This is a genomic window from Pseudomonas viridiflava, from assembly GCF_900184295.1.
Lineage (GTDB): Bacteria > Pseudomonadota > Gammaproteobacteria > Pseudomonadales > Pseudomonadaceae > Aquipseudomonas > Aquipseudomonas viridiflava.
On sequence record NZ_LT855380.1, the window covers coordinates 3,095,608 to 3,119,046 of the forward strand.

Sequence of the window (23,439 nt, forward strand, 5' to 3'; positions counted from 1 at the left end):
AAACCTTTATCTATAAATCAGATGGCCTGCCTGAAGGAAAGACGATGTCCCTCACCCTTCGCCAGATTCGCTATTTTGTCGCCACTGCAGAGATCGGCCAGATATCCCAGGCGGCCATTCACCTGAACATCTCCCAGTCAGCGGTGACCACAGCAATCAAGGAGCTGGAGCACATTCTGGGAAGTCTGCTGTTCCAGCGTTCGGCACAAGGCATGACGCTGACCGACGCCGGGCGGCATTTTCTCAACCGCGCCTATGTGATCCTGCGCAGCGTCGACGATGCCTTGAACAGCCCGCTGCCTGACGTGCGCGCCAGCGGGCTGCTGCGCCTGGCCGCGAGTTACACGGTGATAGGCTATTTCCTGCCCCACCACCTGCAACGGCTGGAACACTGGCATCCGGACGTATCGATTCAGGTCCATGAGCAGGAACGTCAGGCCATCGAACAGGGTTTGCTGGAGGGTTGTTTCGACATGGCGGTGGTGCTCACTGAGAACATCACTCACCCGGATATCGTTTCCGAAACGCTGTTCAATTCCGAGCGTCGCCTGTGGCTGCCCAGCCATCATCCGTTGTGTCAGCGTGATGTGGTGAGCCTCGCGGATGTGGCCAAAGAGCCATATATCCTGCTCACCGTCGACGAAGCGGAGCAGAGTGCCATGCGCTATTGGGACATGGCCCGCCAGAAACCCAACGTGCGGGTGCGCACCAGTTCGGTCGAGGCGGTGCGCAGCATGGTCGCCAACGGCAGCGGCGTGGCCATCCTGTCGGATCTGGTGCACCGGCCCTGGTCGCTGGAAGGCAAACGCATCGAAACCATCACGGTGACAGACAAGGTTACGCCCATGAGCGTAGGTCTCGCTTGGCATCGCGAGCGGGCGTTCAGTCCGGCGATGCAGGCGTTTCGTCAGTACTTTCACGACGCCTTTCTGGCCCCGCAACAGCTGTCGGCGCGCCGTTAACGCGCATTGACCGGGGCATGCTCGGCCATCAGTTCCGCAACCCAATCGATGAACACACGCACCTTGGCGCTGACATGCCGGTTCGGCGGAAAAGCTACATACATCGGCATCGAGTCCATACGCCAGTCTTCGAACAGCGGCATCAGATCACCACTGCCTAGGTGAGGCCGGACCATGTAGTCGGGAAGCCAGATGACACCCATTCCTGCCAGGCCGGCAGCCAGATAGGCATTGCCGTCGTCCACCGCCAGCACATAACGACCGTGGACATGAACGCTTTCCTCACCACGATGCATGGCATAAGGCAGCGCCTTGCCGGTGCGTGCCCACAGATAACCGACAATCCGGTGATGCGAGTTCTCGAGGTCCTTCGGATGGTCCGGCGTTCCCATGCGCTGCAGATAGCCGGGCGTCGCGTAAATGCCCAGCCGCAGATCCCCGACCCGTCGTGCAATCAGCGACTGATCAGTGATCTCTCCGCCACGCAGCACACAGTCCACATTCTCTCGAACCAGATCGACGACTCGGTCACTGGCCCCCAAGTCGATCTGGATGTCGGGATAGCGCGCGTGAAAAGCAGGCAATGCCGGCATCAGCAGCAGGCTGGCGAAGGGGCTGGGTACGTCCACCCGTAGTCGGCCTCGTGGCAATGCCGCAGCACTGGACAGGCTGGTCTCGGCATCGTCCATGTCTGCCAGCAGCTGTATCACACGCTCGTAATACGCTGCGCCATCAGCGGTAACATTGACCTTGCGCGTAGTGCGGTTGAGCAGCTTGACCCGCAGACGGGCCTCAAGCTGTTGCACCAGTTGCGTCACACTGGTCTTGCTCATGTGCAACGTGCCGGCGGCCTTGGTGAAGCTGCCAGTTTCCACCACTCGTGCAAACGCCTGCATCGCATCGAACCGATCCATTCTCGCCCCGTGTTTATGCCTGATTGTTTGGGATTACCAAACAGTGATGACTACAGTTGCGCGTTTATCCGTCCAGCGCAAGCGCCTAAAGTCGATCCATCTTGAATGACAGGTCACTGCGACCTTTGGATGGAGAAAGCTCATGACACAGCGTGACGTGGTATTCCCGACAGGCCGCCAGGCCCTTTATGAACGCAATCGCTATTCGCCAGCAGTGCGCGCCAATGGTCTTCTGTTTGTTTCCGGTCAGGTCGGCAGTCGCGAGGACGGCTCGCCGGAACCCGATCCGGACAAGCAGGTGCAACTCGCGTTTTGCAACCTGAATGCCGTGCTGGAGGCGGCCGGATGCACATTCAGCGATGTACAGGACGTCACCCTGTTCATCGTCGATCCGGAGAAGAAGTTCGAGCATATCTGGAACACGGTGGTGCCGCAGTACTGGGGGCATGCACCCTATCCGACCGTCACCGCCGTTGGCGTGACCTGGCTTTATGGCTTTGAATTCGAGATCAAGGTGGTTGCAAAGCTGCCTGACGGCGGAGCGAACTGATCGAGTAAGCAGCGGCCAGACTAGCGCTGGCCGCCTTTTCGATAACTGCGGATAGGCACGACACGGTCATGGTCGTCGGGGACCGTCGGCTCTTCGAACTGACTGAAGAACTGACCGGATATCACATCCTCGAGAAACTGCTTCTGTTCGTCAGCAACGCGTTGCCTGGACGAACGAGAGCCGGCGCTTGCGTTCGCCAGCCAGATGGCACGCCGTTCGATGGCCACAGTGATGAACGCCCTTCTCTCCTCATCCGTCATCTTCATCAGATGATCACACGTATTTTCAAGCATCCGGACAGCCAGATCCTGCTCGAGTTGATCCTCATCCGTGAACATCAAATGCCAGATAAAATCGAAAGAGAGTTCGGCGAGGGTACGCATGGATGCAATCCGTGTTGTCTGAGCCTGCGAGATTCGCGCTTCGCCAGCGTTTGGTCAAGCTATATAAAGGTATGATAAGCGCCATAGAAACCGGGGCCTGCAGGCCTTGGCCGGGTTGTTTGAGCAGGTTCTATGGGTCGTGGAAACGCTAGCCCTCAAACGCAGGATTCTCGATCAACAATGCCATGCCCTGCCCGCCGCCGATACAGGCAGCGACAATGCCATACCGCAGATTTTCTTCGCGCAACTGGCGAGCCAACGTCATGACCAGCCGCAGCCCGGTTGCAGCCAGCGGATGCCCAAGGCCAAGCGATCCGCCGTGGACATTCAAACGATCCCTATCGAGCTCCAGTGTCTGGACAACGGCGAGCACCTGAGCGGCTTGTGCTTCGTTGATTTCCAGGCGTCCGATATCGTTCAGACCCAAGCCACTTCGCTGCAACAGCAACTGAATGGCCGGGGCCGGGCCTATGCCCATGAATTCAGGAGGCACGCCCACCACGGCGCTGGCCAGCAGATGCGCCAGAACCGGACCGTCCGTTTCCGACGCTTTGCCCACCAGCGCAGCTGCCGCGCCGTCGACCACGGCGCAACTGTTGCCTGCGGTCTGTACACCGTCGGCATGGATGGAGCGCAGCCTCGACAGCGCCGCCATATCAGTAGCGCGCGGGTGGCTGTCTTGCGACACGCTGTCCACGCCGCGCGGCAACTCGATGGCTCTGGGCTGATAACCGTCCAGCACGAACTGCTCGGGCGTGACGGCCACGATTTCTCTGCTCAACCTGCCGCTGACCTGAGTCTGAAGCGCTCGCTCATGGCTCGAGAGCGCATAGCCATCCACCTGCTCACGAGTGAGACTGTGGCGCCGTGCAAGGTTGTCAGCGGTGGCGATCATGTCCATGCCCGGTGCCGGGTCGTACAGCGCTTCCCAGAGAAAATCCTTGAACTGCACACCAGCGCCCAGGCGAAATCCGTCGCGATGGGTGTAGGCGGCAATCGGATTGCGCGACATGGATTCAGCTGCGACACACAGCGCGAGCTGTCCGCCTGCACCGACGTGCACAGCAGCCTGACGCAACAGTTCGAAACCGGTCGCACAGATGCGCTGCACGCCCAGTGCCGGAACGCTCTGCGCCACGCCGCTGTACAGACCGATATGCCTGGGCAGCAGGTAGGCGTCAAAACTGGCCTGCGCCATTGATCCGGCCAGCACGGTATCGACCCGCTCCGCCTTGATAGCGGCCCGAGCCAGGACCTCACGGCCGACCTTTATGCCCAGATCGATCGGCGACACCCGCGCCAGCGCGCCGCCTAGATCGATCCACGGCGTGCGCACCGACTCGATGATCGCCACGTCGTTGAGGGCCGAATACTGCCCGTTCATTTCAAAGGGCCGGCACGCAGCACGTCGGGTTCTTCGCCGCGATACAGCGCATCGACGATCGCTGCACGCCACTGCAGCACGGCACGCTGGTTGATCGAGCCCTTGTCGGTGATTTCTCCACGGTCAATCGATGCGGGCTCGACCAGCAGGCTGATCCATTCAAGACGACTGGCGTTGCCGGTGGCATCACGGTTCAAGCGAGCCAGCCAGTCAGAGAACCACTGGCGAACCGGTGCGCTGGTCAGGACCTCGGCATCACTGGCATCGGCACTCAGCCCCGACAGTTGGCGACAGTCGTGCAGCCTCGGGAACACCAGCGCGCCCAGGCATTCCCGATCTGGCGCGGCGATGACCACATCCTGCACATAGGGCGAGCCATCGAGTACCGCGCGGTTGCGCATCGGGCCGACGCTGACAAACACCCCGGACGACAATTTGAAATCCTCCGCCAGACGACCATCGAACATCAGGCCCAACTCTGGCGCTGTCGGGTCGGCGAGTTTTATCGCGTCACCGGAGCAGTAAAAGCCGTCTTCGTCGAACACCTCGGCGGTCTGCTGCGGCGAACGCCAGTAGCCCGGCATGATGTGCGGCCCGCGAAAACGGCCTTCCAGTTTGCCGTCCACCGGCACCAGTCGTACTTCACAACCCGGTGCTGGCAGGCCGATGTAACCGGCCATGGACAGCGGCCCGGTGGTGAAAGTGCAGGACGGCGCGGCCTCGGTCATGCCCAGCCCGGCCATCATGCGGATGCGCTCGCCGCAATGCAGCTCGGCAACCCGGTCGAGCCGGTCCCAGATGCTTTGCGACAGTCCGGCGGCGGCGAAGAAGAACAGTTTCATACGCGAGAAAAATCGGTCGCGCAGCTCGGCGTCCTGCTCCAGCGCGTTGACCAGTTCCTCCCAGCCCTTGGGCACGGTCAGGTAGGCAGTCGGCGAGATATCCTTGAGATTGCGCAGGGTTTCAGCGAAGCCCTGAACCGTGGGTTTGCCGTTGTCCAGATAGAAGGTGCCGCCGTTGTAGAGCACGATGCCGACGTTATGGCTTCCGCCAAAGGTATGATTCCACGGCAGCCAGTCCACCAGCACCGGAGGTTCTTCGCCAAACACCGGAAAGGTCTGCAGCAGCATTTGCTGGTTGGCGCAGAGCATGCGCTGGGTCGTGACCACGGCCTTGGGCAGCTTGGTGGAGCCTGAGGTAAACAGAAACTTGGCGATGCTGTCCGGCCCGGTGGCGTCGAATGCAGCCTCGGCTTCGGCGCCGCCGGGTTGTACCAGCAGGCTGTCGAATCGGATATGGGATCGCCCGGCGAGCTGACCACGCACGGTGATGACTGGCGTATCGGCGGGGATCACCGCGTCGATGGCACGCTGGAAAGGCGCTGCATCGCTGACGAATACCAGACCCGGCCGCAACACGCCGCAAACGTGGCGCAACTTGGCGTAATCCTGGGACAGCACCGAGTAGGCAGGCGACACCGGGCAGTAGGGAATGCCCGCGTACATCGCCCCCAGCGCGATTTGCAGGTGTTCGATGTCGTTACCCGACAGCAGCGCCAGCGGCTTTTCGGCTGACAACTCATACTTGAGCAGGCTCTGGGCAATGGCGCGCACGCTGTCCAGCATCTCGGCATAGCTGACAGTGCGCCAGCCACCCAGGCTGTCGCGGGCGGCGACAAACGTCTGTTGCGGACGAACATCGGCCCAGTGCACCAACCGGTCAAGCAAGCGCCTGGGCAACTCGGCCAGCGGTTCAAGCGAGCGCATGTGCAGGACGCCCCGCTCTTCGCGCATTTCAACGGCAGGATGACCAATGCTCACCTGACGGTAGCGTGGCGGATTGACTTCGGTATGCGGCGTTGAGGATCTTGGTTCGGAACTCACTATCGTCTCTCCGTCAAGGCACGCGCACACCGAACCGCACGGCAGTTCGTGGTGGGCGTGGCAGCGGCTGGCTGCGGCCTTGTTATTGTTGTGCCTGACTGATCGGCACCGACGCCTCCAAACAAGGCCGCCCGCGCCAACGTGAACGGTTCAGATCGGGTAGTGCCGCGGCCCGTTTTGCAACGTCACCCAACGCAACTGAGTGAAGTGCTCGATCGATGCCTTGCCGCCAAAGCTGCCATATCCACTGGACTTGACCCCGCCGAAAGGCATCTGCGCCTCGTCGTGAACCGTCGGTCCGTTGATGTGGCAGATGCCCGACTCGACCCGCTGCGCCAGTGCCAGAGCGCGAGTGGTGTCGCGACTGAAAATCGCCGACGACAGGCCAAACTCCGAGTCGTTGGCCAGGCGCAGCAGCTCCTCGTCCCCTTCTCCACGAATCAGCACCGCAACCGGCCCGAAGGATTCTTCGCGATACAGGCGCATGCCGTCGGTGACCTCGTCCAGCAAGGTGGGCTGCAGGATGCTGCCCTTGAGCTGTCCGCCGGCAATCAGTTTTGCGCCCTGGCTTACGGCATCGTCAATCAGCGCCTTGATGCGCGTTCCCGCGCCGACATCGACCAGTGAACCCAGCACAGACGTGCTGTCGTCCGGAGGACCTGCCCGCAGCGTTTCGATCTTGGCCGCCAGTTTCGAGACAAAGGCATCGGCTACTTTGCGGTCTACGATCAGGCGTTCGGTGGACATGCAGATCTGGCCCTGATTGAAGTAGGCACCGAATGCAGCCGCCTCCACGGCAGCATCCAGATCGGCGTCGTCCAGCACCAGAAACGGGGCCTTGCCGCCCAGTTCCAGCAAGGCTGGTTTCAGATGACGGGCCGAGAGTTCGGCGATAATGCGTCCCACATGAGTGGAACCGGTGAAATTGACCCGACGCACCGCCGGGTTGGCGATCAGCCGCTCAACGATGGCGGGCGCGTCGGCCGGTGCGTTGCTGATTACATTGATCACCCCGTCGCCCAATCCCGCGTCCTGCAGCACCTGACCGATCAGGCGATGCACGGCCGGGCTCAGTTCGGAGGCCTTGAGCACCACGGTATTGCCGCAGGCCAGCGGCATGGCGATGGCGCGCGTGGCCAGAATCACCGGCGCGTTCCACGGTGCGATACCCAGCACCACGCCACATGGTTGGCGCAGGGCCATGGCAAAGTTGCCGGGCACATTGGAGGGAATGATCTCGCCATTGATCTGGGTCGTCATCGACGCTGCTTCACGCAGCATGTTGGCCGCCAATTGCACGTTGAAGCCATACCAGTTGGCCATCGCGCCGGTCTCGCCTGCTGCAGCAATGAATTCGGCGCTGCGCGCCTGCAATTGCTCGGCCGCCTGCATCAGACGGGCACGGCGCTCACCGGGTGCCATTGCTGACCAGGCCGGAAACGCAGCCTGAGCGGCGGCGACTGCCGCATCGGCGTCTTCAAGGGTGGCTGCGGCGACGCGCGAAACCACTTCGCCCGTCACGGGATTGCGACGATCGAAAGTACGTCCGTCGCGGGCGGGGCACGACTGGCCGCCGATCAGCAGGGGCACGTCCAGCATGATGATTCCTCTTTATTCTATTTATCGGGAATACAGCGCAGCGTTTGATCACATTAGCTTCAACAGGTCATCCGGCATAGCGGGCCATGCCGGATTCGAGTCAACGCTTGTAGGCCTGCAGGCCAGGCTTGATGCTCTTGTCGTCGAGGAACTGTTTCATGCCCTGCTCGCGGCCGCCTTCCTTGTCCAGCAGACGCGATTGATCGAGTTTGGCGTACAGGTAATCCTCGTTCTGCTCCCAGGTGAGTTCGCGGCAACGCTTGAAGCCATGTTTGGCAGCGCGCAGCACGACCGGGTTCTTCTCCAGCAGATTGAGCGCCAGATCGATGGTCACCTGACGCAGTTGCGCCAGCGGCACGCTTTCGTTGACCAGGCCCATTTCCGCAGCCTTACGGCCATCGAAAGTCTTGCCGGTCATGATGTAGTACAGCGACTGGCGATGGCCCACGGTATCGGCCATGGCTTTGCTGACCAGATTGCCCGGCGGGATGCCCCAGTTGATTTCCGAAAGACCGAAAGTGGCTTCGTCAGCGCAGATCGCCAGGTCGCATGCCACCAGCGGACTGAAACCACCCCCGAAGCACCAGCCGTTGACCATGGCGATGGTGGGCTTGGCGTACATGCGCAGCAGTTTCCACTGCCACTGGGAAGCCTCGCGACGGATCTTTTCCTGAAGGATTTCCGGACCGGCGTCCACTTCACGGAAATATTCCTTGAGGTCCATGCCGGCGGTCCAGGCATCGCCAGCACCCGTCAGGACCAGCACGCCGGCTTCAGGATCCTGTTCGAGCGTTTCCAGCACATCGATCATTTCCCGGTTCAGCGTCGGGCTCATGGCGTTGCGCTTTTCAGGGCGATTGAGGATGACCCAGGCAATGCCCTGCTCGATTTCGACCTTGACGGTGGTCCAGCGGCCTTCGTACGTGCTCATCGCGGTGCTCTCTTGTTTTGATTGGGAGATGAATCAAACGTAAACCGGAAAATTAGTTATGTCAATTAACTGTTATTAACCTTAATTAACATTTACCGCACTCCATTCGGATATGCTGGTCACAACTGTGAATGCCCATGGCCTTCGCTCGCGAACACCGGCACACTGCCGGAAACATTGCTCACCACCCAAAAGGACTGGATTTTCAATGGCCAAGCCATCCGACATCGCCACCCTCTGCCCAACCACGGCACAGGTTACCGAGGCGTCGTTGCCTATGGACTCCGCACTGGATGACCTGATCGGTTACGCCATGCGCCGGGCACAGCTCAAACTTTTCCAGAACCTCATCGCACGTTTGTCGAGTCACGACCTGCGACCCGCGCAATTTTCTGCGCTGGCGATCATCGACAAGAATCCGGGTCTGATGCAGGCCGACCTGGCCAAGGCGCTGGCCATCGAGCCGCCGCAGGTCGTGCCGCTGCTGAACAAGCTGGAAAGCCGTGCACTGGCGGTCCGTCTGCGCTGCAAACCGGACAAGCGGTCGTACGGGATCTTTCTCAGCAAAACCGGCGAAACGCTGCTCAAGGAACTGAAACAGATCGCCGCCGAAAGCGACCTGGACTCCACTTCGGCACTCGATACCCAGGAGCGTGAGGAACTGCTCCGGTTGCTGAAAAAGGTCTATCAGGCCTGACACACGCCCTCCGACGACGTGCCTGCGTCGTCGGCGCTCTTTTGATCAACCACGATCACCAGAGCGGCAACGCGTACTGCACGACAAAGCGCGTCTGGTTCTCATCGCGAAAGGCTGCCCCTGCCGGAAAGTCATTGCGGTAGATCGACTTTCGCGCCAGCAGGCTGACGTTTTTCAACGGTCCGCTCTGAATCACATAGCCCAACTCCATCTGAAACTCCCGTTCCTTGCGGTCGTCAGCGTTCAAGGCGGCCAGTTCGATGTTGTCGCCGCGCACGTAACGCAAACGGCTGCGCAGCCCGACGATGCCGACCGCAGTGAAATCGTAATCATAGATGGCCTGCCAGGTACGCTCTTTGGCGTTGAGAAAATCCGAACTCATGGTCAGCTCGCTGAGGCCCATGAGTTCCGTGCCTGACAGATAAGGTGTCGCGGTATCGCCGCTGGAATGCATGTAGCCCAGACTGACGCTGTGCCCGCCCAGCTTGTAACCCACCAGCGCAGAGAGGTTCTGGTTATCCACTTCGCCCGCCTTGGCGCTGCCGGTGTCGCGGCTGAAGAAACTGCGCAGATCGGTGGTCAGCGTGCCATCCCCCAACGGCAATTGATGCAGCAAGGCCAGCGTGTTCTGAGTGTAAAGATCATCCACTTCAGCGTGATAGGCGCGCAGGCTGAGCTGTCGGCTTAGCTGATAATCGCCGCCGGCATAGGCCATGTGTGATGAGGTGGCGGCGCCGTTGAAGCGCCGGTTCGGCGAAGCAATGGCGAGTGGCTGATAATTGCTCGAATCGCGCTTGTTGACCCGGTCGATATAGCCAGCATTGAACGTCAGCCCCTCCAATTCCTTCGAAGAGAGCGTGGTGCCTCTGAAGGTCTGTGGCAGCAGGCGGGACGGACTGGCGAACGCGAAAGGCAGAAAGATCGAAACGTCGCCGGTTTTTATCGTGGTCTGGCTGAAGCGCATCTTGCCGGTCAGACCCAGCCGCGAATACTCATCGGCGGCACGGCCGTCCCGGGCAGATACCGGCAGCAGTTCGGTGCCGCTTCGGTCAGGCGATGAATCGAGCTTCACGCCGACAAGAGCGCGTGCATCCAGGCCGAACCCTAGCTTGCCGGGCGTAAATCCGGACTCCACATTCATAATGAAGCCCTGCGCCCACTCTCGGGCGGCGGTTTTTGCGCCATCGTCCTTGTAATCGCGATCCATGTAGTAATTGCGCAAGGTCAGCGTGCCATGGCTGTCAGCGACCAGCCCCTCGGCCAGCAGCGAAGCGGGCATCATGCTGACTCCCATCAACCCCAGCACCAGTGTGTACGTTTTGCCTGAATTAGATGAGGCAGGTACAGCCCTCTCAGCATCCCCGGGAAGTCTTGGCATATCCGTTGTCCACTTATTGTTGTTGTTTTCGACATCGACTCTCATCGTGCCAACGAGGAGTCGTGGACAAAGGATTGGGACATACCCAGTCAGCCGTCAATCCAGACTGACCGATAATCGAACATTAATATAATTAATCACTTTTTGATTAATCGGATCTAAACGCCGGATATCCTTGAAATCAAAAGACTAAACCCCGTTTTTTGCTCCCAATTCACCTACTGTTCTTTTTTTAGTTATTTTTGTTACCTTAATCGTCACCCGATTCGTGGACCAACTGACCACGGCTGTCAGGCCGCTGACCACAACAAAAACAACAGTGAGGCTCGCCATGAACACCCCATCGCGTCGTTCGACGCTCACCATCGCCCTGTGTTTTATCGTCGCACTCATCGAAGGTTTCGACCTGCAGGCTGCAGGCACTGCCGCAGCCGGCCTGCGCCAGACCTTCGCCCTGGACCCGAAAATGATGGGCTGGGTGTTCAGCGCAGGCATCATCGGCCTGCTGCCCGGAGCCTTCTTTGGTGGCTGGATTGCCGATCGCATCGGCCGCAAGAAGATCCTGATCAGCGCCGTACTGCTGTTCGGCGTGTTCTCGCTGGCAACCGCTTACGTCGACACCTTTTCCGGGTTGCTGGCAGTGCGCTTCATGACCGGACTGGGACTGGGGGCCGCCCTGCCCAACCTCATTGCGCTGTGCGCCGAAGCCGTAGGCGAGCGGCATCGTGGGCTCGCGATCAGTGTCATGTATTCGGGAGTGCCGCTGGGCGGCGCGCTCGCAGCTGTAGTGGCGATGTTCACCAGTGAGCACTGGCAGACAACCTTTATCATCGGCGGCCTGGTGCCTGTGCTGGTGGTGCCGCTGATGATGGTGCTGTTGCCCGAATCCAGTGTATTTCGCCAACAGACGAACGCAGTTGAAGCGCGTCATTCCACCGCCAGTGCGCTGTTCGGCGAGGACCGGGTACGCACGACACTGGCCTTGTGGCTGGGCTATTTTTTCACTTTGACCGTCATGTACATGCTGCTCAACTGGCTGCCGTCCCTGTTGATTGCCCAGGGTTTCAGCAAACCCCAGGCCGGTATGGTGCAGATGCTGTTCAACATCGGTGGCGCCCTGGGCTCGTTGCTCGGCGGTATGCTGCTGGATCGCTGCAACGGGATCAAGGTCGTGATGTTTGTCTACGCAGGCTTGCTTGCCGCGCTGGCCGGTGTCGGCTTTTCGGTGGGCATCGTGTCGATGTCAGCGGCCGGCTTTGCGGCAGGCGTGTTCGTGATGGCCGCGCAACTGGTGCTGTATGCGCTGGCCCCGCCCGCCTACCCGACCGCCGTACGGGCAACAGGCGTGGGCGCTGCGGTGGCCATCGGTCGTCTGGGCTCGGTGGCAGGTCCGCTGGCTGCCGGTCAACTGCTGGGGGCTGGAGCCGGAACGGCCGGTGTGCTGCTGGCGACCTCCCCGGGTCTTGTGATTGCGGCGCTTGCGGCGATTGCCGTGTTGTCCCGTTCAACGGGGGTGGCGAGACTCAAGACGGCGAGTTGAAGCCCAGTGTTTGCGAATCCCCGCCAGATAATTTACTGATATGCACGCACACCTGCTTCTGCCCGGAGGGCGTAGGAGCTCTCGGAGGTTACGACGGCAGCGATGGGCTGCGCAGCAGCCCCAGGTTGCATCTGATACACCGCGTGGGCAGATTTTGCTGCCGGTTCCCGGCAGATCGCCGGCAAGCGCGCTCCTACGACTTTTGTTTGCTTTAAGACAGCGCTGTGTCAGAGGCATAGGGGCATCTTCCACAAAAAAACCGACTTTTTCAGTAGCGGCTAGCCATTGAGCTGACGCTAGTGCTGGCAAGGCGCCCTTTTTACCGGACGCCTTTCTTCGTTACAGCTTGTGCAGGAAGTTCAGCACCACCTTGTTGCCTTCCGTACGGTTTTCAGCGCCCTGCTCGAAGTAGCTGTTGACCGTCAGCACGTTCTGCTTGCTGAACGCGTAAAGAAACCCCGGCCCGATGGCCCAGACCTTTTCCTTGCGGCCACTCACGTCGTGCCCGTCCACCTGGGTATCGGTGAACTGCTTGAGCCAGTAACCATTGAGGCCCACGGAAAGTTGCTCGCTGACCGCGTACTGCAAAGTCAGGTTGGCGTGCAGGGCCTGTCCGGCCTGGGTGTCGGAGGCGTTGCCGAAGCCAGCCTGGGGGTCGTCGTTCTTGCCGTTCCACAGGTACATGAAGCGGCCGCTGGCCGACCATTTTGGCGAGAACCAGTAAGTCGCGGCGTAGTAAGGGTTGAACGACCAGAAGTTGCTACCGGGGTTGATCGATCGATTGCGGTCGTAAGCGCCAACCGGAATCGCAATGTCAGCCTCGACCCGCTGGGTCAGCAGCGGACTGCCGTCGGCATTTGAAATCGTCGGCAATTGCAGAAACGGGCCGATGATCAAATCACCAAACCCGGCTCTGGAGCTGAGGGCCGAGTTGCCCAGACCGTCATCGACGTCAACGTGCGCCAACGACGTGTTGATCGCCGTAATGCCGGGCATCGCGCCATTGGCCAGAGGGGGTGCGACGTAGATGAGCTGGGTGGTCAGCGCCAGTACTTCAACTTCCTGTTTGGGTAACTGCAACTTGTTGCCATTGACGTCATTGAAACGGTCGGCCTTGGCGAAGTTGGCGTACTCCTCCAGATACCAGCCCGGCCCGTCCGGCGCGGGAGAACCATCGTAAAAGCTGGTGTTGCCCAGATTGAGACCGGGCAAGTCATAAGCGTGAGCGGTTGAAGACAAGGCGACCAATGAGGCGGCCACGACGGTACGCAAGATAGACTTCTGCATCTTGTAATTCCTTTGGTTCTTATTGTTGTTTTCAAGGCCCCGATCACGCGAACGCAGGACCGGGGTTTACATCAACCGAATCCCTTCACACGTAAGTCGCCGCCAACCCTCCATCCACCGGCAGGTTGACCCCGTTGATCCAGCGCGACGCGTCGGAGCACAGGAATGCGATTACTTCGGCGACCTCATCGGCCTGGGCCGGACGCTTCATGCGCGCGCCATCTCTGGCGATGCGCTCTTCACCCAGCATGGTGACAAAGTCTCCCAGAATCGGCGTAAACACCGGCCCCGGCGCCACGCAGTTGATGCGGACCGACTGATCTCTGAACCAGGCCTGTGACTGCTGGAACGTCCAGACGATCAGCGCCTCCTTGAAGTACTGATAGCAGGTCTCCTGCGCCACCGGGTTGGCCGCCAGCCACGCCTGCCCCTCGGCGTAAGTCTCGGTCATGGCCAGCGCCTTGTGCAGTTCCAGACGTTCCGGCCATTGCGCGCCGAGAACCGAGGCGACATTCACGATGCTCCCGCCCGGCGCAATGCGCGGCAGCAAGCCCTGAGTCAGATGGCGCAGCCCCAGATAATTGACCTTGGCCACGACCTCGGCAGGCGCGGTACCCGGCACACCTGCGATGTTGCACAGCGCGTCGATGTGGACGGGCAGTTTTTCGATCAGCGCATCGATACTGGCGGGGTCGCCGAGATCGGCCTGAAAAAAGCTGTCCAGGGTCAGTTGCGGTTCGTGGCGGTCAACACCGATCACTCTGGCCCCCTGGAAGCGGGCCAGCCTCGCCACTTCGGCACCGATACCGGAAGACACGCCAGTCACAATCAGGGTTTTGTTGTTCAGGTTCATAGTCGTGCGCTCTTGTTATTGTGGGTGGGGCCTGTGCTTCTCAAACTGTCGACAGGCTTCAGAACGGGTAAGCCGGCGGCTGATTCTTGACCGTGACCCATTGCCATTGGCTGTACTCGTCCCCGTCGGATGGGCTGCCGACGCTGCTGCCGTTGCCTGATGAACCGCGCCCACCAAAGGAGTTGATGCATTCGTCCGCCACGGTCTGATCATTGATATGCAGCAAGCCGCACTTGAGGCGATCACCGATAGCCATCGCCCGGCCCACTGACGGCGAGATCACCGCCGCCGCCAGGCCGTACTCGCTTCGGTTGGCCAGCTCAATCGCCTCTTCATCCGTGGAGAATGACACGACAACCGCGACAGGCCCGAAAACTTCTTCTTCGAAGACCCGCATACCCGGTTTTACATGGCTGAGCACGGTCGGACGATAGAACAGCCCATCGTATTCGCCGCCGGTTTCCAGCTGCGCGCCCGCCTCGATGCTTTCGCTGACCAACCCATGCACATGCTGCACCTGCCGTGCATTGATCAGCGGCCCCAGTGCGGCCTCCCCGCGCGCGGCGTTGCCCACGGTCAAGGCTCGCGCCTTGTCGGCCAGCTTACGGGTGAACGCTGCGGCGATGGATTCGTGGACCAGAATCAACCCGGTCGCCATGCAGATCTGGCCCTGATGCAGCCATGCGCCAAACGCCGCGTTGCCAGCCGCCAGATCCAGATCGGCATCTTCCAAAATGATCAGCGGGTTCTTGCCGCCCAGTTCCAGCGAGACCTTCTTGAGGTTGCGCCCCGCCGTCTCGCCGACCTTGCGGCCTGCAGCAGTGGAGCCCGTGAAGGTGATCATTTGCACGTTGGGGTCGCGGCACAGGGCCTCGCCCGCATCCGCAGCGCCTGGCAACACATGCAGCAGGCCCTTGGGCAGACCGGCCTGTTCGAACAGACGGGCGATCAGGAAACCGCCGCTGACCGGTGTCTGCGGATCCGGCTTGAGCACCACCGCGTTTCCCGCCGCCAGGGCAGGCGCAACGGTGCGCAGCGACAGGACCAGTGGAAAGTTGAACGGTGAAATCATCCCGACCACACCATGCGGTACACGACGTGCGTACGACAACCGTCCCGCCGCGCTGGGCAGCATCAGGCCGTGACCATGCGCCTGAGACAACATACCGGCCGCCTGACGCAGCAACACGATAGCTTCACGCACCTCGTGCTCGCCTTTGGGCAGGCTGCCGCCGGTTTCGCGCGCGACATACAACGACAGTTCATCGAACGAGCGGACAGCCTGGTCGGCCGCCAGCAAAAATATTTCGGCTTTATCGCGTGGCCCCATCGCGGCCCAGGCGGGCTGGGCCAAGGCGGCTTCACGACAGGCAACCGCGATATCGGCAGCATCCGCCATCGCGGTGTTCATCAGCAATTCACCGGTGGCAGGCTCGATCACCGGACGCAAAGGCGCTGATGACGGTACCCAGTCACCGTTGAAAATACAGTTGGCTATAAGTGCGGGTTGCAACAAAGACACAGGCTCAGACACTGACATGGTGAAACTCCGGCTTTTATGTTTGTAATCGCCGCGCACCGAAGAACGGTCGCTTGCGCCGTGTTCAGTCCTCAGCAAGCGCTGTGCCGGTTTTGCCATCGAACGGTCATATTTTTGCGCGACCGCTCTGGATCCAACGCTTGCGCCCTGTTTTGATATGTCGGACGTCACATTCGAACGAATGCATGTCTCATCGGGCTTGTTCATTTGATTAAGTTATGTTTTATAACTATCTGAGCGTTTCATCATTTCGATCACTCTCGGCCTGGGGCATAACAATGACTAACCCTCTTCGCCATCTTTCCGATCAGGATTTCGCCGCCCAGCATTTTGCGCCGCAAGGTGACAGCGCCGGGTTGAATCCCGGTCAATCCCCCACGTCGGAGGAACTGACCGGTTGCCTGTTCTTTTCTCCTGATGACGGCCGCATCTGGCTTAACGACCAGCGCATGCTCCTGCTGCACAGCTCGTCATTCGGCACCTTGCGTCGGGAGATCATCGAACGCCTGGGTCTGGAGCAGGCGCGCGGCATGTTTACCCGGGCGGGTTACCTGTCTGGCGCCCGGGATGCCAGACTGATTCGAGAGCGTTGGCCCAACGCCGATGCCACAGCAGTTTTCCGCGCTGGCACACACCTGCACACCCTTGAGGGCATGGCCAAGGTCGAACCGCTGCATTTCAAATTCGATGCGAAGTCGGGGTTTTACGAAGGTGAGTTCCTCTGGCACCACTCCTGTGAAGCCGACGAACATCTTGCGTCCCATGGCATCAGCCAGGATCCGGTGTGCTGGACCGAAATCGGTTATGCCACCGGTTTCGTCAGCGGGCTGTTCGGGCAGATGGTGATATTCCGTGAGGTGGAATGCCGTGGCATGGGCCACAACTGCTGCCGGGTGATCGGCAAGACCGCCGAGCAATGGGGCGATGTCGAACGCGACCTCGGCTACCTGAGCGTCGTCTCCTCCAGCTCGCCGCACAATCCACCTGCACCTTCGGCGGCGCCCTGGAGCGAAGCGCTCTCTACGGGTACCGAGCATCCGCTGATTGGCGCGAGTGCCGCGTTCAATGCCGCCAGCCAGGCACTGCAACGTGTTGCCATGACTCCCGCTACCGTGTTGTTCAGTGGCGAATCGGGGGTGGGCAAGGAAATGTTCGCTCGCCAGTTGCATCAGTTCAGTCGCCATCGGGACGGACCCTTCGTGGCGCTCAATTGCGCAGCGATCCCGGACAACCTGATCGAATCCGAGCTGTTCGGTGTCGAGCGCGGCGCCTACACCGGCGCCACCCACTCGCGGCCCGGACGTTTCGAGCGCGCCAATGGCGGCACCCTGTTTCTCGATGAAATAACCTGCCTGAGTCTTGCGGGACAGAGCAAGCTGTTACGCGCCCTGCAGGAAAGGGAAATCGAGCGGGTCGGTGGATCAAGCGGCATCAAGGTCAATGTGCGTGTGGTCGCGGCAACCAACATCGATTTGCGCCAGGCCGTGGCGCATGGCGATTTCCGCGAGGACCTGTTCTATCGTCTGAACGTCTACCCCATCGCCCTGCCCCCGCTGCGTGAACGCCGGGATGATGTGCCGCTGCTGATCAATGCGTTTCTCAGAAGGTTCTGCAACGAATATGGCCGCACCCCGGCCGGGCTGACCATGCGCGCCTTGAAGACCCTGTTGCGCTACGACTTTCCGGGCAATGTTCGCGAACTGCAGAACCTGATCGAACGCGGCTTGATCGCCAGCGAAGATGGCCAGCCCATCGACCTGATCCATATCTTTCGCAATGAACCGATGCCGGTCGAATCGTATTCGCTGAACCACGAGGGAGGACTTTCGCTGGGCTCAAAGCCCGATACGGAACCTGCATCCACACTGCTGGACACGCTGGGCCAGCCTGAAGGGTTTTCCATCGACGACCTTGAGCATCGCCTCATCAGTGAAGCAATGGCCAAGAGTCAGGGAAATCTGGCAGCCGCCTCACGGCTGTTGGGGCTCAGCCGTGCGCAGTTTGCCTACAGAATGAAGAAGCATCAGAACGGCTGAGCGAGGACGCAGCGGTATCCTGTAAACAGTCTGGCGTGCCTGACACTTATAACGCCCATTGCTCTGCGTCGCATTCGACAGCGGACGCGGAGCGTCCTGAGCGGCATTCCCACGCGGAGCGTAGGAACGATCATCATCAACACTGATCGTGCCCATGCTCCGCGTCGCATTCAAGAGCGGACGCGGAGCGTTCTGGGAGGCGTCACCACGCAGAGTGGGAACGATCGTAGACCTCAAGCACACCGATCGTGCCCATGCTCCGCGTGGGCATGCAGCCCGTGACGCTCCGCGTCACAGATGGCACAGACTGCATCACGACCCCGATGCTCAGATCATCGGCAAGGTGCTCACGACACGCAGCGCCAGACCTTCGTAAGCATCCAGCGTAATGGTGAACTCACCCTGCTCGGTCAGGTCGCCTTCAACGCGCTCGTTGATGATGTCCACCACAGGCCCTGGCGCGATGTCCGGCAGGTGCAGCGTTTCGACGATGGTCTCGGCGCTGAAGTTGAGCGCAGTGATCTGAGTGCCCTTGCCTGCTGGCAACTCGTGCACCATAACCAGCAAACCCGGATGCTGCACATCAGGAATCAGAATCTGGCGGCTGGCAGCAATGTCGTACGCGCGGCGTACCGCCAGAATCTTCTTGAGCTGCGAAGCGAACGAGTCAGGACGCTTGAGCTGGCTGACAAGGCTGCCATAGAGCGACTGCGCACGCGGCATGCCGCCTTCCGACAGCTCCGCCTCCGGATCCAGGTCGGCCAGATCGTACGCGCCACGGTGGATCCAGCGGGTGTCACCGTCCTGCATCAAGTGCTGGACCTGCTCGGCCGGCAAGGTCAGCGCACCGACCAGATCCCAGCCGGACAGCGCGAACACGCCAGGCTGCATCGCGTTGTACATCACCAGCAGCAAGTGAATGTGCTGGATCTGCTGGATATCCGCGTCAGTGATCGTGCTCAGGTCACGAATGCCCAGTGCGGCGGTGATGATGCTCGCCGTGGTGCAGGACACGCCGTTGGTGACGAACTTCAGGTTGTAGGGCGCATGCTCGCCGGTCAGCCGCTCGTACATCTCTTCGCGGATGTGCTCGCGCAGGATGTTGCCGGGAAAGGTCTGGCCCTGATAGTGATAGGTGTCGTGGGCGTGCAGCGTCCAGAAGTGCACCAGCTCTAGTGTCAGTTCATCGTGGTTCTGCAGCGCGTGGATCAATGACGCCGGATCGATGCCGAACGCATGAACCTGGCGCAGCATCAGCCGCAGGAACTCGGTCGTGCCGGTCAACAACGCGTGCTGATAAGCCGGACGGGTGATGAAGTCATAGGACAGGTCAGCACCGCCATTGCCCATGGAGGCAATGTCGTCCAGCGTCAGGTTCAGCTCCTGAAAACTGAAACCACCGGCCTTGCGGATCGCACCGGCCAGCAACTGGTTGCCGGTGATCGACAGCGGATGCCCTTCCGACCACGCCGCGCCTTCAGCGCGACGCTCGACACCCAGGAATCCGTTGGCATCCAGCCGCAGTACGCGTGCGCCAGAGACGTCGATGGCATGCAGTGCATCACCAATGATCATCTGCTGCGCGGCGAAGCTTGGGTCCAGCCAGTTCAGGGAAGGCTGACCTTCCTTGAAGTAGTGCAGATACACCCAGCGCCGTGCCTTGCCATCGACGCCTTGCACCACATCAGTGGCGCTCCAGTCAGTTTCCTTGACGCCAGGCTCGAAGAAAATCACCCGTTGCAACTGACCCACGATGTAATGCTTGTCGCGCAGTTGGTCGACCACCTCGGGCGTCAGATTGACCGCATCACGGCCCGCCGGGACATCAGGCAAGAGTTGCCAGTCTTCTTCGCGGATCTCGACCATGTGATAAAGACCGGGATAGTCCTCATACGCAAGCTCGGCCAGCCTGAAGTCGGCGCCCTTGCCGGTGTGCGACGGAATGACGTCATCGATGATCACAGCGTTATGCGCCGCAGCAATGCGCGTCAGGCTGAGCAGTTGAGCGTCAGTGCCCAGTTCAGGATCGATGGTGAAGCTGATGCGGTCGAAATTGCCGTCGATGCTGGGCGTGCGGGTACGCCCCTGCAAACCGCCGGACAGCTTGAGCGGGCCGTTGTGAATACCCTGGATGCCGATTTCCGACAAGGCGTGCCACAGCGTTTCATCACCCAGCGCCTCAAGCACCGAGCAGCCCTCACGGGTGACGATCGATGCGGGATACGCGGTGAACCAGACCGAAGAAATGGCGGATGCGTCCCTTGGACGGGCCTGTGCGAACGGCCGTTGCCAGAGTCTTCCCTGGCCCGAGTAGGTCTTGGCGCGCTGTCTGGCAGCGTTCAGCATCGATTGCTCGACCAGCCAGTCCACATACTGCTTGTCCGGTATCGTCATAGCGTCCAGTCTTCCTCTCGAATCGGCGGCGTTGGGCGCTTGCGAACAAGCGCCCCGAATGTATTACCTATGGGTATGAGCCTAATGGGGGCAATTCGTTGCATCGGGCTGTAGCTTTCACGAGACAAGGCCTGCCCTCCGTCAAGCACACCATCACTTGCCGAAGGAATACGTTGTCCACAGTCGAGCGTTTGCTCAATACCGCTGAACCGCCAGCACGCGCGGCTTCTTCAAAGCCTGAATCACTGCACTGGCGGCATTGGAAATCAGCGAAGTCGGGCGGGCCACCACACTGATGTGGCGCATGATCGTTCCCGGCAACGGTACCTGCTCCACTTCCCGCAAGTGTCCGTTGAGCAGGGCACTGGGCAGAATCGAGATGCAATGCTGTCGGGCGATCAGGTCCAGCAGTGTTTCCAGACAACTGAGTTCACCGCGATGGCTGAGCCGGACCTGCGCGGACGCCAGTTGCTGATGCAAACGGTCCACACCGGGATGGCGCCAGGCAACATAGCGCGAAGTCTGCGACAGTTCGGTGAAGGTGCGGGTTTGCGTGTGCTTGCCTTTGGCGGTGACCAATACGTAGTGATCGGACCAGTGATGATGCTCGACGTAGTGCTCACCCAGCACGGTGCTGGGGAGAATCAGGATATCGGCTGCTTCTTTTATCAACGGCTCCAGCGACGGATTCTGTTCGCTGCCGTGCAGCACATTGAGATGGATGTCAGGGTAATGCCGGGCCAGAAAATCGAGTGAAGTGCCAAGGCTGGTCTCTTGAATGTGCGTGTAGTAGTGGATCGTTACACTGCCGCTCACCCCATTTTTTTTAGTTGTTCAAGCGTCGCCATGATGCTGCCCAGGGTCTGGGAAATCACCCGGCCGTCAGGCGTCAGTGTGCAGCCGGAGCGACTGCGGATGAACAGGCGTTTCTCGAAGAAATCTTCGACTTCCTTGATCGCGTAACTGATGTTCGACTGGCTGCACCCCAGAATGGCAGCAGCTTCCGAGAACGAACCGTGCTGGGCAACGGTTTGAACGATTTTGAAGAAATGGGTTTTCATCTGTCCTGCACTCTGGATAAAGCGATGGTAGGCACGACCTGGCGCTGACGGGAAAGAGTCGGAAATACAAGAACCCCCGATGACATGCCCCTGTGCTCGCTTATCGGCAGCACAAAGAGATCGGTCAGTCGGGGGTGCATGCAACCGCTGGAGTTTCTGGAAAGGGTCCTGCACAGATGCGTCAGCGCGCATGGCCCGGCAGCAGGACCCCAGACAAGGCAGAAAATCTGTCAGTCACCCGGAATATCAAATCCGATGTACCCGTAAAGCGGTACAGATCGCGTTGAGCGATGGAGCTGAATCAGTCGTTCTCGGTCCAGTCGAAGTCCAGTTGCAGCGCAGTGCGCTCGGCCAGTTCGCGGCTGTGCAGACGTTCAACCAGATGCAGACTCATGTCAATGCCGGCGGAAATGCCCGCCGACGTCACGAACGAACCTTCGTCGACCCAGCGCAAGGTGCTGAGAACATCCACCGACGGGAACATTTCCTTGAGATCGGCAATGTCTTCCCAATGGGTGGTGACCTGCTTGCCCGCCAGCTTGCCGGTCTTGGCAAGCATGAATGCGCCTGTGCACACGGCCGCGACAACACGCCCCGGTTCCGACTGGTCGCTGATCCAGCGAATGACGTCCGGCTTTTCCAGTTCGGCATTGACCACGCCACCCGGAACGATCAGGCAGTCCATGGCCGGGTGATCATTGATCGAGAAGTCCGGGTCGACCTTCAGACCGGCCCGCGCACGCACAGAGGCAGTGCTGCGGCCGATGGTGAAGACATTGAACAGCGGCTTGTCATCACGACTGTTGCGCGCATGCATTCGAGTAGCGGTGGTGAACACTTCGTAAGGGCCCGCGAAGTCGAGAACTTCGACGTCGTCGTACACGTAGATACCGATATTGAGGGACACGAAATGGCTCCTGGGTCCGGTTGCCGGACCACATGCAGGGTTAAGGATTCACCTGAGTGACAGGCTTCAGATTACCCAGTAGCATCAGCACGAACTACTGTCCGAAATGCCAATATCCGGTAACATCGCGCCATGAAAAATCATCTCGTTGTCGCCTTGATCTATAACCAGCTCTGCACCTTCGAATTTGGCTGCACGGTCGAGGTATTCGCCCTCAAACGGCCCGAGCTGGGCGTCACCTGGTATGAATTCGCGACGTTCCCGGTCGATGACGGGCCAATCACGGCCGCCGGGGGCATTACCATCGTGCCGACGCCGGGCGATGTGCTGTTGGAAAACGCCGATACCATCATCGTGCCAGGCTGGCGCGGGGTTGAATCAAAGGTGCCACAGCGCCTCATCGAACAGCTTCAGGCCGCCCACGCCCGTGGTGCGCGTATCTGCTCGATCTGCACCGGGGCGTTCGTGCTCGCGGCTGCGGGGTTGCTCGACGGTCACAAGGTCACCACTCACTGGCGTTACACCGACCTGCTGGCCACCATGTATCCGGGGCTGACCATTCAGCCCAACGAGCTGTATGTCGATCAGGGCAGCATCGTTACGGCGGCAGGATCTGCGGCCGGACTGGACATGATGCTGCATCTGGTGCGCAACGATCATGGCTCGCGTGTGGCCAATATGGTGGCGCAACGCATGGTAATCCCGCCCCATCGCGAAGGCGGACAGTCGCAATACGCCTCGCGGCAACTGGTGTCGGCCAGCGACGGCCCGATTTCCAATCTGATGGACTGGATCCGCAGCGACCTGAATCGGCCGCACACCATCAAGGAAATGGCCTCACGCGCCGCAGTCAGTACCCGCACCTTGCACCGCAGCTTCATGGAAAGTACGGGGCTTACACCCTATGACTGGTTGCTGGGTGAGCGCGTGGCGTATGCAAAGGAGCTGCTGGAATCATCGAAGTTGCGGCTGAACGAGGTGGTGGACCGAACCGGCTTCGGCTCCGAAGAGTCGTTCCGGCGACACTTCCGTAATCTGGTGGGTGTCAGCCCGAGCAGCTACCGCAAACAGTTTGCGCGGGTTTGATCAGGGTCAAGGCGGACTTATGTATAACGCTGAGTGCCCCACGGGGGACACGAT

20 protein-coding genes are annotated in these 23,439 nt (G+C 60.2%); 6 read left to right on the forward strand and 14 right to left on the reverse strand.

All coding sequences use genetic code 11. From position 1 onward, the window contains the following. The first annotated feature begins 44 nt into the window (after nucleotides 1-44). Nucleotides 45-962, forward strand: coding sequence for a LysR family transcriptional regulator (locus CFBP1590_RS13965; protein WP_088235290.1), 918 nt, complete (start codon nucleotides 45-47; stop codon nucleotides 960-962). On the opposite strand, the gene CFBP1590_RS13970 is transcribed toward CFBP1590_RS13965, so the two are convergent. Next, a complete protein-coding gene (locus tag CFBP1590_RS13970; protein ID WP_088235291.1) occupies nucleotides 959-1,876 on the reverse strand; it encodes a LysR family transcriptional regulator in 918 nt (305 codons plus the stop codon). The two genes, CFBP1590_RS13965 and CFBP1590_RS13970, sit on opposite strands and share 4 nt — an antisense overlap. Nucleotides 1,877-2,018: 142 nt before the next feature. Between CFBP1590_RS13970 and CFBP1590_RS13975 the strand changes: the two genes are divergently transcribed. Then, nucleotides 2,019-2,426, forward strand: coding sequence for a RidA family protein (locus CFBP1590_RS13975; protein ID WP_088235292.1), 408 nt, complete (start codon nucleotides 2,019-2,021; stop codon nucleotides 2,424-2,426). Between the two features lie 20 nt (nucleotides 2,427-2,446). Here the strand turns inward: CFBP1590_RS13975 and CFBP1590_RS13980 are convergent, their stop codons facing one another. From CFBP1590_RS13980 to CFBP1590_RS14000, 5 genes are all read right to left on the reverse strand, one after another. After that, nucleotides 2,447-2,809 carry a hypothetical protein gene (locus CFBP1590_RS13980; RefSeq protein WP_029242572.1) on the reverse strand — a complete coding sequence of 121 codons (363 nt, stop codon included), beginning with the start codon at nucleotides 2,807-2,809 and terminating at the stop codon, nucleotides 2,447-2,449. Nucleotides 2,810-2,957: 148 nt separating this feature from the next. Further along, nucleotides 2,958-4,193 carry a thiolase family protein gene (locus tag CFBP1590_RS13985; protein ID WP_088235293.1) on the reverse strand — a complete coding sequence of 412 codons (1,236 nt, stop codon included), beginning with the start codon at nucleotides 4,191-4,193 and terminating at the stop codon, nucleotides 2,958-2,960. Continuing rightward, nucleotides 4,190-6,076 (reverse strand): feruloyl-CoA synthase, encoded by a 1,887-nt coding sequence (locus CFBP1590_RS13990; RefSeq protein ID WP_163020307.1) that lies wholly within the window; start codon nucleotides 6,074-6,076, stop codon nucleotides 4,190-4,192. The genes CFBP1590_RS13985 and CFBP1590_RS13990 overlap by 4 nt, the downstream gene beginning before the upstream one ends. A 150-nt stretch (nucleotides 6,077-6,226) precedes the next feature. Continuing rightward, complete coding sequence (locus CFBP1590_RS13995) at nucleotides 6,227-7,675, reverse strand: aldehyde dehydrogenase (protein ID WP_088235294.1); 1,449 nt, start codon at nucleotides 7,673-7,675, stop codon at nucleotides 6,227-6,229. Between the two features lie 100 nt (nucleotides 7,676-7,775). Beyond that, nucleotides 7,776-8,606: a p-hydroxycinnamoyl CoA hydratase/lyase gene (locus CFBP1590_RS14000; RefSeq protein WP_004882372.1), complete on the reverse strand. Its 831-nt coding sequence runs from the start codon at nucleotides 8,604-8,606 to the stop codon at nucleotides 7,776-7,778. A gap of 208 nt (nucleotides 8,607-8,814) precedes the next feature. On the opposite strand from CFBP1590_RS14000, the gene CFBP1590_RS14005 reads away from it, so the two are divergent. After that, a complete protein-coding gene (locus tag CFBP1590_RS14005; protein WP_029242568.1) occupies nucleotides 8,815-9,303 on the forward strand; it encodes a MarR family winged helix-turn-helix transcriptional regulator in 489 nt (162 codons plus the stop codon). 55 nt (nucleotides 9,304-9,358) lie between these two features. On the opposite strand, the gene CFBP1590_RS14010 is transcribed toward CFBP1590_RS14005, so the two are convergent. Further along, complete coding sequence (locus CFBP1590_RS14010) at nucleotides 9,359-10,681, reverse strand: OprD family porin (protein WP_088235295.1); 1,323 nt, start codon at nucleotides 10,679-10,681, stop codon at nucleotides 9,359-9,361. Nucleotides 10,682-11,012: 331 nt separating this feature from the next. On the opposite strand from CFBP1590_RS14010, the gene mhpT reads away from it, so the two are divergent. Further along, the gene (mhpT, locus tag CFBP1590_RS14015) at nucleotides 11,013-12,221 is read left to right on the forward strand and encodes a 3-(3-hydroxy-phenyl)propionate transporter MhpT (protein ID WP_029242566.1); all 1,209 of its coding nucleotides are present in this window, start codon (nucleotides 11,013-11,015) and stop codon (nucleotides 12,219-12,221) included. A gap of 339 nt (nucleotides 12,222-12,560) precedes the next feature. On the opposite strand, the gene CFBP1590_RS14020 is transcribed toward mhpT, so the two are convergent. The 3 genes from CFBP1590_RS14020 to CFBP1590_RS14030 all read right to left on the reverse strand — a co-directional run bounded on the left by CFBP1590_RS14020 (nucleotide 12,561) and on the right by CFBP1590_RS14030 (nucleotide 15,901). Next, complete coding sequence (locus CFBP1590_RS14020; protein ID WP_025996743.1) at nucleotides 12,561-13,508, reverse strand: SphA family protein; 948 nt, start codon at nucleotides 13,506-13,508, stop codon at nucleotides 12,561-12,563. Nucleotides 13,509-13,593: 85 nt separating this feature from the next. After that, a complete protein-coding gene (locus CFBP1590_RS14025; RefSeq protein WP_029242564.1) occupies nucleotides 13,594-14,361 on the reverse strand; it encodes a coniferyl-alcohol dehydrogenase in 768 nt (255 codons plus the stop codon). Between the two features lie 58 nt (nucleotides 14,362-14,419). Beyond that, complete coding sequence (locus CFBP1590_RS14030) at nucleotides 14,420-15,901, reverse strand: benzaldehyde dehydrogenase (protein WP_029242563.1); 1,482 nt, start codon at nucleotides 15,899-15,901, stop codon at nucleotides 14,420-14,422. Between the two features lie 278 nt (nucleotides 15,902-16,179). Here CFBP1590_RS14030 and CFBP1590_RS14035 point away from each other — a divergent pair, with 278 nt between their 5' ends. Further along, on the forward strand, nucleotides 16,180-17,937 hold the full coding sequence (locus CFBP1590_RS14035; RefSeq protein ID WP_029242562.1) for a sigma-54-dependent Fis family transcriptional regulator: 1,758 nt from the start codon (nucleotides 16,180-16,182) through the stop codon (nucleotides 17,935-17,937). Nucleotides 17,938-18,264: 327 nt separating this feature from the next. Here CFBP1590_RS14035 and treS read toward each other — a convergent pair whose 3' ends face one another. The 4 genes from treS to CFBP1590_RS14055 form a co-directional block, all read right to left on the reverse strand. Then, complete coding sequence (treS, locus tag CFBP1590_RS14040; RefSeq protein ID WP_004881919.1) at nucleotides 18,265-20,331, reverse strand: maltose alpha-D-glucosyltransferase; 2,067 nt, start codon at nucleotides 20,329-20,331, stop codon at nucleotides 18,265-18,267. Nucleotides 20,332-20,526: 195 nt separating this feature from the next. After that, complete coding sequence (locus CFBP1590_RS14045) at nucleotides 20,527-21,147, reverse strand: LysR family transcriptional regulator substrate-binding protein (protein ID WP_088235296.1); 621 nt, start codon at nucleotides 21,145-21,147, stop codon at nucleotides 20,527-20,529. Next, nucleotides 21,144-21,392 (reverse strand): LysR family transcriptional regulator, encoded by a 249-nt coding sequence (locus CFBP1590_RS14050; RefSeq protein ID WP_025993605.1) that lies wholly within the window; start codon nucleotides 21,390-21,392, stop codon nucleotides 21,144-21,146. Before CFBP1590_RS14050 ends, CFBP1590_RS14045 begins: the two co-directional genes overlap by 4 nt. Before the next feature lie 301 nt (nucleotides 21,393-21,693). Further along, the gene (locus CFBP1590_RS14055) at nucleotides 21,694-22,299 is read right to left on the reverse strand and encodes a DJ-1/PfpI family protein (protein ID WP_004881916.1); all 606 of its coding nucleotides are present in this window, start codon (nucleotides 22,297-22,299) and stop codon (nucleotides 21,694-21,696) included. Between the two features lie 132 nt (nucleotides 22,300-22,431). Here CFBP1590_RS14055 and ftrA point away from each other — a divergent pair, with 132 nt between their 5' ends. Next, nucleotides 22,432-23,385 carry a transcriptional regulator FtrA gene (gene ftrA, locus CFBP1590_RS14060; protein WP_004881915.1) on the forward strand — a complete coding sequence of 318 codons (954 nt, stop codon included), beginning with the start codon at nucleotides 22,432-22,434 and terminating at the stop codon, nucleotides 23,383-23,385. Nucleotides 23,386-23,439 lie beyond the last annotated feature (54 nt).

What these genes read in the sequence shown, in the direction of transcription:
- CFBP1590_RS13965 (WP_088235290.1), top strand. Translation starts at nt 45, where the DNA reads ATGTCCCTCACCCTTCGCCAGATTCGCTATTTTGTCGCCACTGCAGAG.
- CFBP1590_RS13970 (WP_088235291.1), bottom strand. Translation starts at nt 1,876, where the DNA reads ATGGATCGGTTCGATGCGATGCAGGCGTTTGCACGAGTGGTGGAAACT.
- CFBP1590_RS13975 (WP_088235292.1), top strand. Translation starts at nt 2,019, where the DNA reads ATGACACAGCGTGACGTGGTATTCCCGACAGGCCGCCAGGCCCTTTAT.
- CFBP1590_RS13980 (WP_029242572.1), bottom strand. Translation starts at nt 2,809, where the DNA reads ATGCGTACCCTCGCCGAACTCTCTTTCGATTTTATCTGGCATTTGATG.
- CFBP1590_RS13985 (WP_088235293.1), bottom strand. Translation starts at nt 4,193, where the DNA reads ATGAACGGGCAGTATTCGGCCCTCAACGACGTGGCGATCATCGAGTCG.
- CFBP1590_RS13995 (WP_088235294.1), bottom strand. Translation starts at nt 7,675, where the DNA reads ATGCTGGACGTGCCCCTGCTGATCGGCGGCCAGTCGTGCCCCGCCCGC.
- CFBP1590_RS14000 (WP_004882372.1), bottom strand. Translation starts at nt 8,606, where the DNA reads ATGAGCACGTACGAAGGCCGCTGGACCACCGTCAAGGTCGAAATCGAG.
- CFBP1590_RS14005 (WP_029242568.1), top strand. Translation starts at nt 8,815, where the DNA reads ATGGCCAAGCCATCCGACATCGCCACCCTCTGCCCAACCACGGCACAG.
- CFBP1590_RS14010 (WP_088235295.1), bottom strand. Translation starts at nt 10,681, where the DNA reads ATGCCAAGACTTCCCGGGGATGCTGAGAGGGCTGTACCTGCCTCATCT.
- mhpT (WP_029242566.1), top strand. Translation starts at nt 11,013, where the DNA reads ATGAACACCCCATCGCGTCGTTCGACGCTCACCATCGCCCTGTGTTTT.
- CFBP1590_RS14020 (WP_025996743.1), bottom strand. Translation starts at nt 13,508, where the DNA reads ATGCAGAAGTCTATCTTGCGTACCGTCGTGGCCGCCTCATTGGTCGCC.
- CFBP1590_RS14025 (WP_029242564.1), bottom strand. Translation starts at nt 14,361, where the DNA reads ATGAACCTGAACAACAAAACCCTGATTGTGACTGGCGTGTCTTCCGGT.
- CFBP1590_RS14030 (WP_029242563.1), bottom strand. Translation starts at nt 15,901, where the DNA reads ATGTCAGTGTCTGAGCCTGTGTCTTTGTTGCAACCCGCACTTATAGCC.
- CFBP1590_RS14035 (WP_029242562.1), top strand. Translation starts at nt 16,180, where the DNA reads ATGACTAACCCTCTTCGCCATCTTTCCGATCAGGATTTCGCCGCCCAG.
- treS (WP_004881919.1), bottom strand. Translation starts at nt 20,331, where the DNA reads ATGACGATACCGGACAAGCAGTATGTGGACTGGCTGGTCGAGCAATCG.
- CFBP1590_RS14050 (WP_025993605.1), bottom strand. Translation starts at nt 21,392, where the DNA reads ATGAAAACCCATTTCTTCAAAATCGTTCAAACCGTTGCCCAGCACGGT.
- ftrA (WP_004881915.1), top strand. Translation starts at nt 22,432, where the DNA reads ATGAAAAATCATCTCGTTGTCGCCTTGATCTATAACCAGCTCTGCACC.